An 18897-nucleotide genomic window follows, 5' to 3' on the forward strand; every position below is an offset into this window, starting at 1 on the left:
CTCCCATGAACATTTCCAGATTCTTCATCGACCGGCCGATCTTCGCGGCAGTCCTCTCCGTGCTGATCCTGCTGGCCGGCCTGCTCGCGGTGTTCCGCCTGCCGATTTCCGAATACCCGGAAGTCGTGCCGCCGTCTGTCGTCGTGCGCGCCCAGTTCCCGGGCGCCAACCCGAAGGTGATCGCCGAAACGGTGGCCGCGCCACTGGAAGAGGCCATCAACGGGGTCGAGAACATGCTGTACATGCAGTCGCAAGCCAACAGCGACGGCAACCTGGCGGTGACGATCAACTTCCACCTGGGCATGGACCCCGACAAGGCCCAGCAGCTCGTGCAGAACCGGGTCGCGCAGGCCCTGCCTCGCCTGCCCGAGGATGTGCAGCGCCTGGGGGTCACGACGATCAAGGCCACGCCTGCCCTGACGATGGTCGTGCACCTGATTTCGCCTGATCAGCGTTACGACCTGACCTACTTGCGCAACTACGCCGTCCTGAACGTCAAGGACAGGCTGGCGCGCATTCCCGGCGTGGGCGAGGTGCAGGTCTGGGGTGCCGGCAACTATGCGATGCGCGTCTGGCTGAACCCGGGAAAGATCGCCGAGCGCGGGCTGACGGCCAGCGACGTCGTCGCCGCCATCCGGGAACAGAACGTGCAGGTGGCTGCCGGCGTCATCGGCGCCTCTCCCAGCAGCCCGGACGTCGCCATGCAATTCTCGGTCAACGCGCAAGGCCGCCTGAAGACCGAAGAGGAATTTGGCGACATCGTCCTGAAATCCTCGCCGGACGGCGGCGTCATCCGGCTGCGCGACGTGGCGCGCATCGAACTCGCGGCGTCGGAATACGCGCTGCGGTCCCTGCTGGACAACAAGCCGGCGGTCGGCATGGCCATCATGGCGGCTCCGGGCGCCAATGCCCTGGCAATTTCCGACGCCGTGCGCGACACCATGAAGACGCTGTCGGCCGACTTCCCGGCCTCGCTGGAAAGCCGCATCGTCTATGACCCCACCCAGTTCGTGCGATCCAGCATCGAGGCGGTGGTGTCGACGCTGCTCGAGGCCATCGCCCTGGTGGTGCTGGTCGTCATCGTCTTCCTGCAGACCTGGCGCGCCTCCATCATCCCGCTGCTCGCAGTGCCGATCTCGATCATCGGCACATTTTCCCTGATGCTGGCGTTCGGCTACACCATCAACGCACTGTCTCTGTTTGGCCTGGTGCTGGCAATCGGCATCGTCGTGGACGACGCCATCGTGGTCGTCGAGAACGTCGAACGCAACATCGAAGCCGGCCTGAGCCCGCGCGACGCGACCTACCGCGCCATGCGCGAAGTCAGCGGGCCGATCATCGCCATTGCCCTGACATTGGTTGCCGTGTTCGTGCCGCTCGCCTTCATGACGGGGCTGAGCGGGCAATTCTTCAAGCAGTTCGCCATGACGATCGCCATCTCGACGGTCATCTCGGCCTTCAATTCGCTGACGCTGTCGCCGGCGCTCGCCGCTCTGCTGCTGAAACCCCACGGTGCCAAACCCGACGCGCTCACCCGAGGCATGAACCGCGTCCTGGGCGGCTTCTTCCGCGCGTTCAACCGCCTGTTCGGGCGGGCATCCGACCGCTACGCGCATGGCGTGGGCGCAGTCGTGCGGCGCAAGGGCGCGACCCTGGGTGTCTACCTGATCCTGCTGGCGCTCACGGCGGCGGTAGCCTACGTCGTCCCGGGCGGCTTCGTCCCAGGCCAGGACAAACAGTATCTGGTCAGCTTCGCGCAACTGCCCAGCGGCGCCTCTCTGGAGCGCACGGACGCCGTGGTCCGCCGCATGAGCGACATCGCCATGGCCCAGCCGGGCGTGAAGAACGTCATCGCTTTCCCAGGCCTGTCGATCAATGGCTTCACCAACAGTTCCAGCGCGGCCGTGGTCTTCATGGCGCTGGACGACTTCGACCAGCGCCGCGACGCAGCGACATCCGCGCAGGCCATCACGACTGCCCTCAGCCAGCAGTTTTCTGGCATCAAGGAAGCCTTCATCGCGGTCTTTCCCCCGCCGCCGGTGATGGGCCTGGGCACGGTGGGCGGATTCAAGCTGCAGATCGAGGACACCGCCGGCCTGGGCTACGACCGGCTGAACGACGCGGTCCAGGCCTTCCTCGCCAAGGCCGCGCAGGCGCCGGAATTGGGACCTGCGTTTTCCAGCTACCAGATCAATGTGCCCCAGCTCGACGTGGATCTCGATCGGGTCAAGGCCAAGCAGCTGGGGGTGCCCATCACCAACGTGTTCGACACCATGCAGATCTACCTGGGCTCGCTCTACGTCAACGACTTCAACCGCTTCGGGCGGGTCTACCAGGTCAAGGCCCAGGCCGACGCGCCGTTTCGCTCCAGTCCCGAGGACATCCTGACTCTGAAGACGCGCAGCGCTTCCGGCGCCATGGTGCCGCTGGGATCCCTGGTGTCGCTGACGCCGACCTACGGGCCCGAGATGGTGGTGCGCTACAACGGCTATACGGCCGCCGACATCAACAGCGGCCCTGCGCCGGGCTATTCATCCGGCGAGGCCCAGGCCAGCGCCGAACGCATCGCGGCAGCGACGCTGCCCAAGGGCATCAAGTTCGAATGGACGGACCTGACCTACCAGAAGATCCTGGCCGGCAACGCTGGAGTCTGGGTGTTTCCCATCAGCGTGCTGCTGGTCTTCCTGGTATTGGCTGCACTCTATGAAAGCCTGACGCTGCCGCTGGCCGTCATCCTGATCGTGCCCATGAGCGCGCTTGCCGCCCTGACCGGCGTCTGGCTGACTCAGGGTGACAACAACATATTCACCCAGATAGGGCTCATGGTGCTGGTCGGCCTGGCCTGCAAGAACGCCATCCTGATCGTCGAATTCGCACGTGAACTGGAAGCCCAGGGCATGTCGGCGGCGCAGGCCGCCCGGGAAGCCAGCCGCCTGCGGCTGCGGCCCATCCTGATGACGTCGATCGCCTTCATCATGGGAATCGTGCCGCTGGTGCTGTCCACCGGTGCGGGCGCAGAGATGCGCCATGCGATGGGCATCGCAGTCTTCTTCGGCATGCTGGGCGTCACCGTGTTCGGCCTGTACCTGACCCCGGTGTTCTATGTGCTGCTGCGCACGATGGCCGGTCGCTTCCCGGCCAGGCACCCCCAGCCTGCCACCGCCCTCGCCCCCGTCACGAACCCCACTGCGGAACCCCACCCATGATCACACGCATCCATTCGGTCATTGTCCCGAGCCTGCTGGCCGTCCTGCTGGCCGGGTGCGCCGTCGGCCCCACGTATGAACGACCCGCAGTCGAAGTGCCCGGCGCCTTCAAGGAAGCCAGCCTGAGCGCTGCCGAACAACACCGCTGGAAAGAGGCCCAACCGGCCGACGATCTGGCACGCGGGCACTGGTGGGCCATCTTCAAGGACCCGATGCTGGATGCCTTGCAGGAACAGGCCATGCGGGCAAACCAGGACCTGCAGGCAGCGGCCGCACGCGTGAATCAGGCGCGCGCCATGCAGCGCGGCGCGCGCGCCGATCGGTTTCCGGAACTGACCGCCGGCCTGGGCGCCAGCCGTCAGCGCACATCGGAGGCCATCCAGGGCGCGGCAGATGCCGGCGGAACCAACACCCTCTGGCGCGCGCAGACCGGCCTGTCCTACGAAGTCGACCTCTTTGGCCGCGTGGCTTCGGAAGCCGATGCCGCCAGCGCCGACACTCAACGCGCCCGATCCCTGTACCGGTCGGTGCTGCTGGCGCTGCAGGCCGACGTCGCGCAGACCTATTTCCTGACCCGGCAACTGGATGCCGAAGCCATGCTCTACGAACGGGCAATCGACTTGCGCAGCCAGAGCCTGAAACTGGTCGAGACCCGGTTTCGCGAAGGCGATATCAGCGAACTCGATGTGGCACGGGCCCGTTCCGAACTCGCAGCGGCGAGAGCCGAGGCACTGGGCGTCGAGCGGCAACGCGCCGCCGCCGAGCACGGGCTGGCGTTGCTGCTCGGCCAGCCGCCCGCCGATTTTTCCCTGCCAAGGCAGGCCCTCGTCCGAGTCCCTGTGGCCATTCCGGCCGGACTGCCGTCTTCCCTGCTTGAGCGGCGCCCCGACATCGCCGCAGCGGAACGGGCGCTGGCAGCCGCCAATGCCCGGATCGGCGCGGCCAAGGCGGCCCTGTTCCCGCAGCTTTCCCTGACCGGGACTTTCGGCCTGGAGTCATCCGAACTGGGCGACCTACTGCGCTGGTCGAGCCGCAGCTTTCTGCTGGGGCCGCTGGTCGGGACGGCGCTCTCGCTGCCGATCTTCGACGGCGGACGGCGCCAGTCCGGCGTCGACCGCGCACGCGCACGCTACGAGGAAGACGTGGCCCTGTACCGGCAAAGCGTGCTCAAGGCCTTCGGGGAGGTCGAGGACGGCCTGTCCGCGCTGCGGCTGCTGGGGGAACAGACCACCGTGCAAGACGCCGCCGTGGCTTCCGCCGCACGCGCGGCCGAGCTGTCCAAGGCCCAGTACGAAGCCGGGTCCGTCAGCTACCTGGAAGTCATCGACGCGGACCGCAGCGTGCTGCAGCGCAAGCGCGCCGTCGTGGCGCTGGACGGTCTGCGCGCGCACGCCGCCGTCCAGCTGATCCGTGCCATCGGCGGCGGTTGGGGCGATCAATGAAGGCCGCTCAGGGGCGCGCATCTCCCAGCCTCAGGTAGGCCGTGCGCACGACCTCCACGCCATATTTGCGCTCCAGCCGGCGGACAGTGAAGTGGCCGCGCGCCATGTCCTGGAAGTGGTTGATGAACAGCGTATTGACCAGGGCGCCGCCGGCGGCGCCCAGCGCGGGGACGGCCTGGGCGGCGACTTTCTCGGTGACCTGGATGCCGAAGCGGTCGGCAACGGCGGCGATCAGGCGCGCCATCGCCGGGGTGGAGGCCTTGTCGACCGCAACCTTGGCGCCCAGGTAGTCGACGGCTTGCCCGACCGCCTGCGCCAACGCCACGCGCACGGTGTAATAGCCACTCTCGGCGGCGTCGTCGGTATCGGTCTTGCCCCCCAGCGCGAAGACCTCCAGACAGGCCCGGCGCGTACTGGCATCCCGCAGTGATTCGCCTTGACTACGGGCGATGGCTGCGATGGAACGCATCATCAGGGTCGTGGAAACGGGCAGTTCTACGGCCAGGCCGGCCAGGCCGAAAAAGCCGCCCACGCCGCCGCTCAGCGCCGCCCCCCACTGATGCCAGCGATCCGCGCTGCCTGCACCGGGGGTATCGCCCAAGGTGAAAATGGCCGCATCGGCGGCCTTGCTCAGCGCATTGCGGGTCACGCCTGCGATCCGGCCCTGCCAGCCGACAGGCAGCATGTCCAGGCCTTTCTCGAGAGGCGCGCCGACCAGACTGGTCATGCGCGCTGCCAGCCCGGGGTTCTCCAGCAACTGGCGAGCGGCGCGCAGATCGTCCAGATCGGCCCCGTTCAAAGGCGTATCCATAGCGTCTTTCTGTTCCCGTCGATCCATGTACGCATTGTGCACCAAGTCCCCCGAATCCTCGACAGCGCCGCCATGCCTCTGGTATTGTGGTCCACACCGCGCAAGCGGATAAAAACAGCACATCCAGGAGACAAACCTATGAAAAAGACCGCCTTGGCGGCCGCATTGGCCGTTTTTGGTCTGGGCGCCAGCCTGCCTTCTCACGCCGCCGGCATGTCGGATGATGTCATCCGCATCGGCTTCATCGCCGACATGTCCGGCGTGTACGCAGACATCGACGGGCAGGCGGGGGCCGATGCCATCCGCATGGCCATCGCCGACATGGGGGGCGAGATCAACGGGAAAAAAATCGAACTGCTGACCGCTGACCACCAGAACAAGGCCGACATCGCCTCGGCCCGCGCCCGCGACTGGTTCGATACCCAGAAAATGGACATGCTGATAGGCGGAACAAATTCGGCCACGGCCTTGTCGATGGCCGCCGTTGCCGCTGAAAAGAAAAAGCCTTTCCTGGCGGTCGGTCCCGGTTCGTCCCAGCTGACCAATGAAAAATGCACGCCCTACACCGTTCACTACGCCTACAACACGGTAGCGCTGGCCAACGGCACGGGATCGGCCGTGGTGCGCGAAGGCGGCAAGACCTGGTTCTTCCTGACGGCCGATTATGCCTTTGGCCATTCCCTGGAACAGGACACCGCTGCAGTCGTGAAAAAAGACGGCGGCAAGGTCCTGGGTGCCGTCCGTGCGCCAATCGCCACGTCCGACTTTTCATCGTTCCTGCTGCAGGCCCAGAGTTCCGGCGCCCAGGTGCTGGGCCTGGCCAATGCGGGCGGGGACTTCATCAATTCCGCAAAGGCCGCCAAGGAATTCGGCATCACCAAGACCATGAAACTGGCCGGACTGCTGGTGTTCATCAACGACATCCATGCCCTGGGCCTGGAGAACACCGCCGGACTGTACCTGACCACGCCCTGGTACTGGAACCAGTCCGACGAGTCCCGCGCCTGGTCCAAGCGGTTCTTTGACCAGCACAAGCGCGCGCCATCGTTCCTGCAGGCGGGCGACTATTCCGTGGCCAAGAACTACCTGGAAGCCGTCAAGGCCACCGGTACCGATGACGGCGACACCATCATGCACTACCTGAAGTCGCACAAGATCAATGACATGTTCGTCAAGAACGGCTATGTGCGCAAGGACGGCCTGATGATGCACGACATGTACCTGGCCCAGGTGAAGAAACCTGAACAATCCAAGGCGCCCTGGGACTACTACAACATCGTGCGCACGCTGCCGGCCGAATCGGTCTACGGACCCGAATCCGCATCGACCTGCGCTTTGTTGAAAGGCTGAACCGGAGACCGACATGCTGCAGGCGCGAGACGACTATGCCCAGACGCGCCAGGATTTTTCCTGGTCGATACCGGCACACTACAACATCGGCACGGACGTCTGTGACCGATGGGCCGACGGTAGCGGCCGCCTCGCCCTGATTGTGGATCGCGGCGAAGCGCCGCCGGACCACTATTCGTTCGACCAGTTGAAACGCTGGTCCGACGAACTGGCCCTGGCCCTGAGGGCCAGGGGCGTCGGTCCCGGCGACCGGGTCGGCATCCTGCTGCCCCAGGCGCTGGAAACCGCCCTGTCCCACCTGGCCGTCTACAAGCTCGGCGCCATCGCAGTGCCCCTGTTCACACTGTTCGGCACCGAGGCCCTGCAATTCCGCCTGAGCAATTCAGGCACGCGGGCGCTGATCACACACACCGAAGGCCTGGGCAAGATCTCTTCCATCCGCGACATGCTGCCGGAACTGGGCAGCATCCTGAATATCGACGCCGGCCCGCAGGACGAGGACTCGTTCTGGCGGGCCATTGAATCCCAGCAGGGCAAGACCCTGACGCCGCACGACACCCTGGCCGACGATCCGGCGGTGATCATCTACACCTCGGGCACGACGGGCAAACCCAAAGGCGCCCTGCACGCGCACCGCGTGCTGCTGGGCCACCTGCCCGGCGTGGAGATCTCGCACAATTTCTTCCCCAATCAAGCCCGCCTGATGTGGACGCCGGCCGACTGGGCCTGGATCGGCGGCCTGATGGACGTGCTGATGCCCACATGGCACCACGGCGTCGCCGTCCTGGCGCACCGGTTCGGCAAGTTCGACGCCGAAAAGGCCTGGCGGCTGATGGCCAAGCACCAGGTCAGCCACACGTTCCTGCCACCTACCGCCATCAAGATGCTGCGCGCACTGGAACGTCCCGAACAATATGGAACGCTGCACCTGGTCTCGGTAGCCAGCGGCGGTGAAACCCTGGGTGCCCAGTTGATCGACTGGGGGCGCAGGACCCTGGGGGTGACGATCAACGAATTCTACGGACAGACCGAATGCAACATGATCGTGTCCTCATGTTCGGCCCTGTTCGAGCCGCGCGCGGGGGCCATGGGCCGGCCAGTGCCCGGCCATGACGTCCAGATCATCGACGATCACGGCCAGATCGTGCCCGATGGCACAGAAGGCCACATCGCCGTGCGCCGTCCCGATCCGGTCATGTTCCTGCAATACTGGGCCAATCAGCGCGCCACCGCCGACGCTTTCATCGGCGATTTCCTGGTCACGGGGGATCGCGGCATGCGCGACGCGGACGGCTTCCTGTGGTTCAAGGGCCGGGGTGACGACGTCATCACCAGCGCGGGCTACCGCATCGGCCCAGGCCCGATCGAAGACTGCCTGATCAGCCATCCGGCCGTGCGACTGGCTGCCGTCATCGGGGTTCCCGACCCCGAACGGACCGAAATCGTCAAGGCCTGCATCGTGCTGAAGGAAGACTACCTGCCCAGCGATGCCCTGATCGCCGAGATCCAGGATTACGTCCGCCAACGCGTTGCCGCCCACGAATATCCGCGACTGATCGAATTCATGGATACGCTGCCGATGACGACTACGGGCAAAGTCATCCGCAAGGCGCTGCGCGACCTGCACCAGCCTTCCGGTTCCTAGGCCACCCGCCCGGCGTTCATTCCAGCATCAGCCAGATGCCGACGCCGATGATCAGGGTGCCGGCGATGCGGTTCATCAAGCGCACGTTGGACCGGCTGGCCAACAGGGTGCGGGCGACCGAGCCGCCTGTGGCATACAGGATCAGGCAGCACAGTTCCATGCTCAGGATGATGGCCAGCAACAGGCTGAGCTGCGGGGCCATCGGCTGGCTGAAATCCAGGAACGGCGGCAGCAGAGCGATGAAAAAAGCCCAGCCCTTGGGATTGGCGACGGCTGTCACCAGCCCCTGCATGGCCAGCTGCAGGCGGCGCGGTGCCTGTGCCCCGTCGATCACGTCGGGAATGGCCAGCGAGCCCTTCGAGCGCCACATCTCGATGCCCAGCCAGACCAGATAGGCGCCGCCGCCCCATTTGAAGGCCGTGAACAGCGGGGGATACTGCAGCAGCACCGTGGCCACGCCCAGCACGGATGCCACCGCGACCGTGCCTACGCCGATCAGCTCGCCAACCCACATCCAGGCGGCGCGCCGCACGCCGACGGTCATCCCCAGGCTGAGCGACAGCACCATGCACATGCCCGGCGTCAACGACACCAGGAAAAAAGTCAGTAAAAATAGCGAGAATGTCGCCGATGTCATGGTGAAAAGAACCTCGCAATCCGGACCAGCGTCCCCAGGAGCCACACGCGTCCACGACAGGCCGGCGGCGAAAGGATGCAGCCGGCCCAGAATGCGCTAGTGTACTGCCGCCCAGACCCGAATATTGACGCCATGACGCACCCTCACTCCCCCTTCTCGCTCGACGCCCGCCTGACAGGTAATTGAACGGACGGCCGACACGCGGCGGACACACTGATAAAATTATCGGCCCGATTTTTTTACGTTCTCGAACCCGGTCCGCCATCATGCACACTGCCCACCAGAACCTCATTGAATCCGCCTGGGAAGACCGGGCGGCCCTGAGTCCCGGCCAATCATCCGCCGACCTGAACCAGGCCGTCGAACATACCCTGGCGGGGCTGGATGACGGGTCCTTGCGTGTCGCGGAAAAGATCGACGGTCAATGGCAGGTCCATCAATGGATCAAAAAGGCCGTGCTGCTGTCCTTCCGGCTGTCGGACAACCGGGTGATGGGCCAATCCCCCCAGCTGTATTACGACAAGGTGCCGTTGAAGTTCCAGGACTACTCCCCTGCAGACTTCCAGCAGGCGGGCTTTCGGGTCGTGCCCACCGCCACGGTGCGACGCGGCGCCTACATCGGCCCTGACGTGGTTCTGATGCCGTCCTACGTGAACATCGGCGCCCGCGTCGGCGAAGGCACGATGGTCGACACCTGGGCGACGGTAGGTTCCTGCGCCCAGATCGGCCGCCACGTGCACCTGTCGGGCGGCGTCGGGATCGGCGGCGTGCTGGAACCCCTGCAGGCCGGCCCGACCATCATCGAGGACAACTGCTTCATCGGCGCCCGGTCCGAGATCGTCGAGGGCGTGATCATCGAGGAAAACTCCGTCCTGGCGATGGGCGTGTTCATCTCGCAAAGCACCCGGATCTACGACCGAGCCACGGGCGAGATCCACTACGGCCGGGTTCCCTCCGGGTCCGTCGTGGTGCCGGGGTCCTTGCCGGCCGCCGACGGCAGCCACAGCCTGGCCTGCGCGGTGATCGTCAAGCGCGTCGACGCCCGCACCCGAGCCAAGACCAGTATCAACGACCTGCTGCGAGCCTGACATGGCCGATGCCGACGTCCGTGCGCTGACCCATGCGCTGATCGCCCGCCCCTCGGTCACGCCGGACGACGCCGGCTGCCAGGACCTGATCACCGGCCGACTGCGCCCGCTGGGATTCGCCTGCGAATCACTGCCCAGCGGCGGCGTCAGCAATCTATGGGCCCGGCGCGGTGCCACGGCCCCTCTGCTGGTCTTCGCCGGCCACACCGACGTCGTGCCGCCGGGTCCGGAATCCGCGTGGCCCAGCCCGCCGTTCGAACCGACTGAAACAGAGGGCATGCTGGTGGGCAGAGGCGCCGCCGACATGAAGACCTCGGTGGCGGCTTTCGTAGTGGCTGCCGAGGAATTCATCGCCGCCCACCCGCAGCACACCGGCTCCATCGCCCTGCTGCTGACCTCGGACGAGGAAGGCCCGGCCACCGACGGCACGGTGCACGTCTGCCGCATACTGGAATCCCGGGACGAGAAGCCGGATTACTGCATCGTCGGCGAACCCACCTCGACCGATCAGCTGGGCGACACGATCAAGAACGGCCGGCGCGGCTCGATGTCGGCGCGCATCACGGTACGCGGCATCCAGGGCCACGTCGCCTATCCGCACCTGGCCCGCAATCCCATCCACGAGCTGGCGCCTGCGCTGACGGAACTGACCACCACCCGGTGGGACGAGGGCAACGACTATTTCCCGCCCACGACCTTCCAGGTCTCGAACCTGCACGCCGGCACGGGCGCCGGCAACGTGATCCCCGGCGAAGCCATCATGGACTGCAATTTCCGCTTCTCGACGGCCAGCACTCCAGACGGCCTGCAGGCGCGAGTCGCCGCCATCCTGGACCGCCACAGGCTGGATTACGCCATCGCCTGGACGATCAGCGGCTTGCCCTTCCTGACACCGCAAGGCCCGCTGTGCGCTGCGCTACAATCGGCCATCTCGGACGAAACCGGCGCACGGGCGGAACTCTCCACCACCGGCGGCACGTCCGATGGCCGTTTCATCGCCCGCCTGTGTCCTCAGGTCGTCGAGTTCGGCCCCCTGAACCGGACCATCCACCAGGTGGGCGAATCGCTGCCCCTGGACAATCTGGTCCCCCTGAAGAACATTTACCGCAGGGTCCTGGAAACGCTGCTGCCCGATACGGAACGCAGCTGATCCGCGCCGCGCCGGCACGGCCCCTGCTCCATCGGAACGCACCCGCCCACCATGGCCTCTCCCCACACCGAACTGCTGACCCTGCGCGACTTGCTGCGCTGGGCCGTGACCCGCTTTCGCGGCGCCAACCTGGTCTTTGGCCACGGCAGCGACAATGCCTGGGACGAAGCCGCCTACCTGCTGCTGCACGCCCTGCACCTGCCGCTGGACACGCTGGAACCCTTTCTGGACGCCCGCCTGCTGGAACGCGAACGCCTGCGCTGCGTGGACCTGATCCATGAACGCGTCACCTCGCGCAAACCCGCCGCCTACCTGACGGGCGAGGCCTGGCTGCAGGGTGAACGCTTTCTGGTCGACGAGCGCGTCATCGTGCCGCGATCGCCGATCGCCGAACTGCTGGCCGAACAGCTGAGCCCTTGGATCGAGGACCCCGACACAGTCACGCGGGTGCTGGACCTGTGCACCGGATCGGGCTGCCTGGCGATTCTGGCGGCCCTGGCCTTCGATGCCGCCCAGGTCGACGCAGTCGACCTGTCGCCCGATGCCCTGGCCGTGACGCAATCCAACATCGCCCTGCATGACATGCAAGGCCGCGTGCAGGCGCTGCGCAGCGACCTGTACGCGCAGATCCCGGCCGATCGCCGCTACGATCTGATCATCTGCAATCCGCCCTACGTCAACAGCCAGGCGATGACGGCGCTGCCGCCCGAATACCGGCACGAACCGCGCATGGCCCTGGCGGGCGGCGCGGACGGCATGGACCTGGTACGCCGCATCCTGGCCCAGGCCCCCGACCACCTGACGCCCGACGGCCTGCTGGTCCTGGAAATCGGCCACGAACAGGCCCACTTCCAGGCTGCATTCCCGGACCTGGATCCCATCTGGCTCAGCACCGAGACCGCCAGCGACCAGATCCTGCTGCTGCGCCGCGCGCAGCTGGCAGCGTGATCCGCGCCACCGGCCTGACCCTGCGGCGCGGCGTCAAGGTCCTGCTGGAAGACGCCGAATTCGTCGTGCACCCGGGCGAGCGGGTAGGCTTCGTCGGCAAGAACGGCGCCGGGAAGTCATCGCTCTTCGCTCTGCTGCAGGGCCAGATCGACCCGGACGCCGGATCGCTGGACATCCCTGCCGCCTGGCGCCTGGCCAGCGTCGAGCAGATCCTGCACGACACGGATCGCGCCGCTCGCGAATTCGTCATCGACGGCGACCGCCACCTGCGCGACCTGCAGGCGCAGCGGGCGGCCCTGGGCCCGGATCAGGGCCAGCAGATCGCCGAACTGGAATCCGCGCTGGTCGAGGCCGAGGCCTGGAGCGCCCCTTCTCGCGCCGAACAGCTGCTGGCCGGCCTGGGCTTCGCCCCCGACGAATGGACCCGGCCAGTGGCCAGTTTCTCGGGCGGCTGGCAGATGCGCATCGCCCTGGCCCGCGCGCTGATGGCCCCCTCCGACCTGCTGCTGCTGGACGAACCGACCAACCACCTGGATCTGGATGCCATGCTGTGGCTGGAACGCTGGCTGGGCAGCTATCCTGGCACAGTCCTGCTGATTTCCCACGACACGGAATTCCTGGACGCGGTGGCCCGCACCATCCTGCATTTCGAGCACGGCAAGCTGATCCGCTACAAAGGCGGCTACGAAGACTTCCTGGAACAGCGTGCCGAGCGCCTGCGCCAGAACCAGCTGGCCCGCCAGAAACAGGCGCGCGAAACCGCCCACCTGCAAGCCTTCATCGACCGTTTCAAAGCCAAGGCCTCCAAGGCCAAACAGGCACAAAGCCGGGTCAAGGCCCTGTCTCGCATGCAGACGCTGGCCCCCCTGGCCGTGGAATCCGGCATCGACATCCAGTTGCCCGACCCCATCCAGACACCGGACGTGCTGCTGCGCATGGAAGACGCCACCCTGGGCTACGCCGTCGCTGATGGCGCGCCACGCACCATCCTGAAGGACGTCAGTCTTATGGTGCGCGGCGGCAGCCGCATCGGCATCCTGGGCGTGAACGGCGCGGGCAAGAGCACCCTGGTCAAGACCCTGGCCCGGGAACTGAACCCGCTGGCCGGCCAGATCCAACCCGCGAAGGGCCTGGAAATCGGCTATTTCGCCCAGCAGCAATTGGACGTGCTGGACCCCGAATCCAGCCCCTTGCAGCACTTCGCCCGCATCGCCCCCGACACCCGCGAACAGGAACTGCGCAACATGCTGGGCCGCTTCGGCTTTGGCGGCGACATGGTCAACCAGCCTGTCGCCCCCTTTTCCGGCGGCGAAAAGGCGCGCCTGGCCCTGGCCCTGATCGTCTGGCGCAAACCCAACCTGCTGCTGCTGGACGAACCCAGCAACCACCTGGATGTCGACACGCGCGAAGCCCTGGCCCGCGCCCTGGCGGAATTCCCCGGCAGCGTCCTGCTGGTCTCGCACGACCGGCACCTGCTGCGCACCACCGTCGACACCTTCTGGATCGTCGCCGACGGTCATATCCAGCCCTTCGACGGCGACCTGGAAGACTATCGCGACTGGCTGCAACAGCGCCAGACTCAGCAAAACCAGGCCGCGCGCGCGAGCGCCGCGCCAACCCCAGACCGCAAAGCCCAGCGCCGCGAAGAAGCCCAGGCCCGCCAGCAACTCGCCGCTCGGCGCAAACCCCTGGAAACCCGCCTGAAAAAAATCGAGGACACCATGGCCAGTGCCCAGACCCGCTTGGCTGCACTGGACGCCCTGATCGCCGATCCCGCCTTCTACACGGACGCCCACAAGGACGACCGCCCCGCCCTGCTGGCCGAACACGGAGAACTCAGCAAAACATTGCAGTCCGCCGAAGAGGAATGGCTGGACATCCAGACAGAAATCGAAGCACTGTAAGCACCCGCCCCTGAACCCCAGCCAACATCGTCGCAAACCACGTCAATCGCCGTGGCGAGGGGGCTGCGGGAGCTGCTGGAGCCCCCTCGCCACGGCGATGAGCTCCCCCTAAGCTCCCCTATATTCCAAATCTGAATAATTTAATATTCTTATAGTCGTTCGCTATGAGGACTCGGCTCCATAGAATGAACAGGTCTAAACCTCGTTCATTTCAGTCACCATGAGCCGTCTCCCCATCCAGTCCGTCGCATCCGCCCCCGCCGAAGCCCAAGAACGCCTGAAATCCGCTGAAAAGGCCAGCGGCTTCCTGCCCAACCTGCTCGGCGTGCTCGCCAACGCCCCCACTGCGCTCGAAACCTACCAGGTCGTCGGCGCCATCAACGGCCGCAACAGCCTCACCCCTACCGAACGGGAAATCGTCCAGATCACGGCTGCCACCTATAACGGCTGCGGCTTCTGCGTCGCCGGCCACACCAAGATCGCCGCCAAGAAACTGCAACTGCCCCAGGAGCTCATCGACGCCCTGCGCGGCACCCAGGCGCTGTCCGACCCAAAACTGAACGCCCTGGCCCAGTTCACCCTGCAAGTCCTGGAACATCGCGGACAGGTCGATGACCAGGCCTTGGCCGACCTGCGCACCGCCGGCTACAGCGATGCCCAAGCACTGGACGTCGTGCTGGGCGTCAGCCTGGCCACCCTGTGCAACTACGCCAACAATCTGGCCCGCACCCCCATCAACCCGGAACTTCAGGCCTACGCCTGATCGGCAGGGGCGCACCATGACACACAGCACACTGCCTGCCGATACGGACGGCAGGATCGAGCAACTGATCCGCGATACCCTCGCCCCCCAGGTCGAAGCCATCGACCGAGGACTGTATCCCGGTGATTTCATGCGGGCCCTGGGCCGCCTGGGTGGCTTTGGCGCCGCCCTGCCGCCGCAGACCGGCGGCCTGGGCCGGGACCTGCCCGCCCAGATCGACGTGATCGCCCAGGTCGCGCGCACTTGCGGGGCGACCTCGTTTCTGGTCTGGTGCCAGGCCACCTGCGCCTGGTACCTGCAGCACAGCCACAACCGGGCCGTCCAGGAACGCTACCTGCAGGCCGTCGCCAGCGGCCGCCTGCTGGCTGGCACCGGCATGTCCAACGCCGTCAAGCACCTGGCCGGCATCGAGCGCATCAATCTGCGCGGCCACCGGGAAGGCGACGGCTACCGCATCAGCGGCGCCCTGCCCTGGGTGTCCAACCTGGGACCCGATCACCTGCTGATCGTGGCGGCTGCCCTGGATGACGGCGGCTACGTCATGTTCGCCATCCCTCCCGGCGCCGAAGGCCTGACGCTGCGCGCCTGCCCAACGTTCTCCGGCCTGGAGGGCAGCGGCACCTACGGCGTGCGCCTCAAGGACGTTTTCGTGCCGCCCCAGGACGTGCTCTCCGGCCCGGAGCAGTTCGATGCTTACGTGCAGGACTTCAAGCCTGGTTTCCTGCTGATGCAGATCGGCATGGGCGCCGGCCTGGTCCAGGCCAGCCTGGACACCATCCACGCCACCAACCAGCGGCTGCAGCACGTGAACTGCTACCTGGACGATCAGGAGGGCGATCTGCGGCAAGCCCTGCAGACACTGCTGAACCAGACGCACGAACTGGCCCGCCAGGGGCAGGCTGCACCGCTGCTCAGCGTCCTGCGCGCCCGCGCACTGGGATCCGAGCTGAGCCTGCGGGCTACCCAGTCCGCCGCCCTGCACGCAGGGGCTGCCGGGTACCTGATGAGCAGCCCGGCCCAGCGCCGTCTGCGCGAAGCCCTGTTCGTGGCCATCGTCACGCCAGCCCTCAAGCACCTGCGCAAGGAAATCCACGCGCTGGAACAGCCCCAGGCGGCTTGAGCCATGATCCATCCAGACGTTTCCTCACAGATCCGCAGAACCTCCGACGCGCCCGCCTGCGTGCTCAGCATCCAGGACATCACCCTGGGTTACGCGGTGGCGGGCCAGCGGGCTGCAGCCCCCGTGCTGAGCGACTTTTCCCTGGACCTGCAGGCCGGGGAAATCATTGCCCTGCTGGGCCCCAGCGGCGTGGGCAAATCATCCCTGCTGCGAGTGCTGGCAGGCCTGCAGCCATCCCTGGCTGGCGAAATCCGGCTGGGCAGCGCACGCCTGACCGGCCCCTCGCCCGCCCTGGGCATGGTGTTCCAGGATCCCAGCCTGCTGCCGTGGTTGACCCTGGAAGAAAACGTGGCCTTCGGCCTGGACTTTCGCAATCAACCGAAACTGGACGACGCTACCCGCCGGCAACGCGTCCAGCAGGCCATCAGCGAGGTCGGGTTGCTGTCGGCCCGCTCACGATACCCCGACGAATTGTCGGGCGGCATGGCGCAACGGGCTTCCCTGGCCCGCACCCTGGCCCGCGCTCCGCAGATCCTGTTGCTCGACGAGCCCTTCAGCGCCCTGGACGAAGTCACCCGCCACGAAATGCAATCGCTGCTGCTGCAGATCCGTTCCCAGCATCAGGCCGCCGCAATCCTGGTGACGCACGACATCGACGAGGCCCTGCTGCTGGCCGACCGCATTCTCCTGATCGGCGGCCAGCCCGGGCGCCTGATCGGCCAGTGGTCCGTCGGCCAGCCCCATCCGCGCGATGAAACGGCCGATGAACTGACCGGCCTGCGCGTCCAGATCCTGCAGACCCTGCGCAGCGCCCGTTTACCGAGACCCCAATGACACGATTCAAACTGATTGACCCCTGCTGCGGCATCGCCGATACCACGCTGGCGCGTCGCCGCCAGTTCCTCAAGCTGTCGGCCATGTTCACCGCAGCCGGCGCCCTGCCCCTGCTGCAGGCAGGCCGCCTGGCCCATGCCGCCGAACCCGACGCCCCCGTGCGCATCGGTTATCTGCCGATCACCGACGCCACGCCCCTGCTGATCGCCCACCACAACGGCCTGTTTGAAAAACAGGGGTTGAAGGTCGAACAGCCCCGGCGCTTTCGCAGCTGGTCGCAGATCGTCGAGGCCTTCCTGAGTGGCCAGGTGAACGTAGTCCACCTGCTGATGCCCATGACCATCTGGTCGCGCTATGGCAGCAAATCCCCCGCCAAGGTGGTCGCCTGGAACCATACGGAAGGCTCCTGCCTGACCGTGCTGCCAAGCGTCAACACACTGGAAGATCTGGGCGGCACGACGGTAGCCATCCCCTTCTGGTATTCGGTGCACAACATCGTGCTGCAGGCCATCCTGCGCCAGTCCGGCCTGGAATTCATCAACGAGGGTGAACCGACAAAAAAACAAGTGAAGCTGGTCGTCATGTCGCCCGGCGACATGCTGCCCGCCCTGGGCAGCAAGCGGATCTCCGGCTACATCGTGGCCGAACCCTTCAATGCCAAGGCCGAAGAGCTGGGCGTGGGCAAGGTCTGGCGCTTTACCGGCGATGTCTGGCGCAACCATGCCTGCTGCGTGGTCACCATGCACGAACGCGACTTGCAGGAACGCCCGGAATGGTCGCAGAAAGTCGTCAACGGCATCGTCCAGGCCCAGGCCTGGGTGCGCGGCCACCGGGACGACACAGTCAAGATCCTGGCCCGCGACAATCCGGCCGCATACACGCCGCACGAGGCGTCCACCCTGGCTCGGGTGCTGCTGCCTTCGGCCGAACGCGACGCCGCCTATGAAAAGAGCGGCGCCATCCGTCACGCCGACTGGAACGAGCTGCGCATCGATTTCCGCCCCTATCCCTACCCCAGCTACACCGAAAAACTGGTGTCGCTGCTGAAGGAGACCTACGTCCTGGGTGAAAACGCCTTCCTGAAGGACCTGGACCCCGCCCACGTCGCCCGCGATCTGGTGGACGACCGCTACGTGAAGAAGGCCATCGAGGCCCAAGGCGGCCTGGCGAGCTTTGGCATCGAAGGCGGCTACACCCGCACGGAAACTTTCGAGGTCAGCTGATGAATGCCCGCCCTTGCGCCCTGTCATCCCGCCAGCGCCTGCTGCTCAGCCTGGGCGGTCTGCTGACGCTGTTGCTGCTGTGGGCCGCCGGCATCGGCCTGTTGGGTCAGGACCTGGCCATGGCGCGCCTGTTCGCCCCGGGCCAGGCGCTGCCCAGCCTGGCGCACCTGATTGCGGACAACCAGTTGACCGTGCACACCCTGGTCAGCCTGCGACGCGTGGCGGTGGGCCTGTTCTGGGCGCTGGTGTTCGGTATCCCCCTGGGCCTGGCCATCGGTCTGTCCCGGCGGCTGGAATTCGCCACCAGTGGGGCGTTCCAGTTCCTGCGCATGGTCTCGCCGCTGTCCTGGATGCCGATTGCCGTGATGCTGTTCGGCGTGGGCGACGCGCCGATCTATTTCCTGCTCAGCTTCGCCGCCGTCTGGCCCATCATTCTGAACACCAGCGCCGGCGTGCGGCAGCTGGACGCCCGCTGGCTGATGCTGGCTCGCAGCCTGAGCGCCACCCGCACCGAGATCCTGTGGAAGATCGTGATCCCCGGTTCGCTGGGCCACATGCTGACCGGGCTGCGCCTGGCCATCGGCATCGTCTGGATCATCCTGGTGCCCTGCGAGATGCTGGGCGTCAGTTCCGGTCTGGGCTACTTCATCCTGGACACCCGCGACCGCCTGGCCTATTCCGAACTGATGGCCGTCATCATCCTGATCGGCGCCCTGGGCTTCACACTGGATGCCACCGCCCAGCGCCTGCATCGGCGCTGGGCACGCGGGCGCTGA

General features: G+C 66.2%; 15 protein-coding genes. 13 read left to right on the plus strand and 2 right to left on the minus strand.

Annotated elements, in window-relative coordinates; all coding sequences use genetic code 11:
- Window positions 1-5 precede the first annotated feature (5 nt).
- A complete protein-coding gene (locus tag VDP74_RS11565) occupies window positions 6-3206 on the plus strand; it encodes a multidrug efflux RND transporter permease subunit (protein ID WP_322999787.1) in 3201 nt (1066 codons plus the stop codon).
- Window positions 3203-4648: an efflux transporter outer membrane subunit gene (locus VDP74_RS11570; RefSeq protein ID WP_322999788.1), complete on the plus strand. Its 1446-nt coding sequence runs from the start codon at window positions 3203-3205 to the stop codon at window positions 4646-4648. The genes VDP74_RS11565 and VDP74_RS11570 overlap by 4 nt, the downstream gene beginning before the upstream one ends.
- A 7-nt stretch (window positions 4649-4655) precedes the next feature.
- Here the strand turns inward: VDP74_RS11570 and VDP74_RS11575 are convergent, their stop codons facing one another.
- Entirely contained in the window at window positions 4656-5459 is an 804-nt protein-coding gene (locus tag VDP74_RS11575; protein WP_322999789.1) for an EcsC family protein, read from the minus strand.
- 138 nt (window positions 5460-5597) lie between these two features.
- Here VDP74_RS11575 and VDP74_RS11580 point away from each other — a divergent pair, with 138 nt between their 5' ends.
- Together VDP74_RS11580 and VDP74_RS11585 are read left to right on the plus strand one after the other, a co-directional pair.
- A complete protein-coding gene (locus tag VDP74_RS11580) occupies window positions 5598-6809 on the plus strand; it encodes an ABC transporter substrate-binding protein (protein ID WP_322999790.1) in 1212 nt (403 codons plus the stop codon).
- A 13-nt stretch (window positions 6810-6822) separates the two neighbouring features.
- Complete coding sequence (locus tag VDP74_RS11585) at window positions 6823-8454, plus strand: acyl-CoA synthetase (RefSeq protein WP_322999791.1); 1632 nt, start codon at window positions 6823-6825, stop codon at window positions 8452-8454.
- Window positions 8455-8470: 16 nt separating this feature from the next.
- Here the strand turns inward: VDP74_RS11585 and VDP74_RS11590 are convergent, their stop codons facing one another.
- On the minus strand, window positions 8471-9091 hold the full coding sequence (locus VDP74_RS11590; RefSeq protein WP_322999792.1) for a LysE family translocator: 621 nt from the start codon (window positions 9089-9091) through the stop codon (window positions 8471-8473).
- Between the two features lie 266 nt (window positions 9092-9357).
- Between VDP74_RS11590 and dapD the strand changes: the two genes are divergently transcribed.
- The 9 genes from dapD (at window position 9358) to VDP74_RS11635 (ending at window position 18897) form a co-directional block, all read left to right on the plus strand.
- Window positions 9358-10179, plus strand: a complete 822-nt coding sequence (dapD, locus tag VDP74_RS11595; RefSeq protein WP_322999793.1) for a 2,3,4,5-tetrahydropyridine-2,6-dicarboxylate N-succinyltransferase — start codon at window positions 9358-9360, stop codon at window positions 10177-10179.
- A gap of 1 nt (window position 10180) precedes the next feature.
- Window positions 10181-11329 (plus strand): succinyl-diaminopimelate desuccinylase, encoded by a 1149-nt coding sequence (dapE, locus tag VDP74_RS11600; protein ID WP_322999794.1) that lies wholly within the window; start codon window positions 10181-10183, stop codon window positions 11327-11329.
- A 51-nt stretch (window positions 11330-11380) separates the two neighbouring features.
- Window positions 11381-12277, plus strand: coding sequence for a 50S ribosomal protein L3 N(5)-glutamine methyltransferase (prmB, locus tag VDP74_RS11605; RefSeq protein WP_322999795.1), 897 nt, complete (start codon window positions 11381-11383; stop codon window positions 12275-12277).
- A complete protein-coding gene (locus VDP74_RS11610) occupies window positions 12274-14181 on the plus strand; it encodes an ABC-F family ATP-binding cassette domain-containing protein (protein WP_322999796.1) in 1908 nt (635 codons plus the stop codon). Before prmB ends, VDP74_RS11610 begins: the two co-directional genes overlap by 4 nt.
- 220 nt (window positions 14182-14401) lie before the next feature.
- Window positions 14402-14944 (plus strand): carboxymuconolactone decarboxylase family protein, encoded by a 543-nt coding sequence (locus tag VDP74_RS11615; RefSeq protein ID WP_322999797.1) that lies wholly within the window; start codon window positions 14402-14404, stop codon window positions 14942-14944.
- Between the two features lie 16 nt (window positions 14945-14960).
- Window positions 14961-16064: an acyl-CoA dehydrogenase family protein gene (locus VDP74_RS11620; protein ID WP_322999798.1), complete on the plus strand. Its 1104-nt coding sequence runs from the start codon at window positions 14961-14963 to the stop codon at window positions 16062-16064.
- 3 nt (window positions 16065-16067) lie between these two features.
- Entirely contained in the window at window positions 16068-16898 is an 831-nt protein-coding gene (locus VDP74_RS11625; RefSeq protein WP_322999799.1) for an ABC transporter ATP-binding protein, read from the plus strand.
- On the plus strand, window positions 16895-18121 hold the full coding sequence (locus VDP74_RS11630; protein WP_322999800.1) for an ABC transporter substrate-binding protein: 1227 nt from the start codon (window positions 16895-16897) through the stop codon (window positions 18119-18121). The genes VDP74_RS11625 and VDP74_RS11630 overlap by 4 nt, the downstream gene beginning before the upstream one ends.
- Window positions 18121-18897 carry an ABC transporter permease gene (locus VDP74_RS11635; protein ID WP_322999801.1) on the plus strand — a complete coding sequence of 259 codons (777 nt, stop codon included), beginning with the start codon at window positions 18121-18123 and terminating at the stop codon, window positions 18895-18897. Before VDP74_RS11630 ends, VDP74_RS11635 begins: the two co-directional genes overlap by 1 nt.

This window comes from Castellaniella sp. (assembly GCF_034674885.1).
Lineage (GTDB): Bacteria > Pseudomonadota > Gammaproteobacteria > Burkholderiales > Burkholderiaceae_B > Castellaniella.

Bases quoted from the DNA above. Each gene is read 5' to 3' on its own strand.
- VDP74_RS11620 (WP_322999798.1), top strand. From the start codon at position 14,961: ATGACACACAGCACACTGCCTGCCGATACGGACGGCAGGATCGAGCAA.
- VDP74_RS11615 (WP_322999797.1), top strand. From the start codon at position 14,402: ATGAGCCGTCTCCCCATCCAGTCCGTCGCATCCGCCCCCGCCGAAGCC.
- VDP74_RS11575 (WP_322999789.1), bottom strand. From the start codon at position 5,459: ATGGATACGCCTTTGAACGGGGCCGATCTGGACGATCTGCGCGCCGCT.
- VDP74_RS11580 (WP_322999790.1), top strand. From the start codon at position 5,598: ATGAAAAAGACCGCCTTGGCGGCCGCATTGGCCGTTTTTGGTCTGGGC.
- VDP74_RS11585 (WP_322999791.1), top strand. From the start codon at position 6,823: ATGCTGCAGGCGCGAGACGACTATGCCCAGACGCGCCAGGATTTTTCC.
- VDP74_RS11570 (WP_322999788.1), top strand. From the start codon at position 3,203: ATGATCACACGCATCCATTCGGTCATTGTCCCGAGCCTGCTGGCCGTC.
- dapD (WP_322999793.1), top strand. From the start codon at position 9,358: ATGCACACTGCCCACCAGAACCTCATTGAATCCGCCTGGGAAGACCGG.
- VDP74_RS11630 (WP_322999800.1), top strand. From the start codon at position 16,895: ATGACACGATTCAAACTGATTGACCCCTGCTGCGGCATCGCCGATACC.
- VDP74_RS11565 (WP_322999787.1), top strand. From the start codon at position 6: ATGAACATTTCCAGATTCTTCATCGACCGGCCGATCTTCGCGGCAGTC.
- dapE (WP_322999794.1), top strand. From the start codon at position 10,181: ATGGCCGATGCCGACGTCCGTGCGCTGACCCATGCGCTGATCGCCCGC.
- VDP74_RS11625 (WP_322999799.1), top strand. From the start codon at position 16,068: ATGATCCATCCAGACGTTTCCTCACAGATCCGCAGAACCTCCGACGCG.
- VDP74_RS11635 (WP_322999801.1), top strand. From the start codon at position 18,121: ATGAATGCCCGCCCTTGCGCCCTGTCATCCCGCCAGCGCCTGCTGCTC.
- prmB (WP_322999795.1), top strand. From the start codon at position 11,381: ATGGCCTCTCCCCACACCGAACTGCTGACCCTGCGCGACTTGCTGCGC.
- VDP74_RS11590 (WP_322999792.1), bottom strand. From the start codon at position 9,091: ATGACATCGGCGACATTCTCGCTATTTTTACTGACTTTTTTCCTGGTG.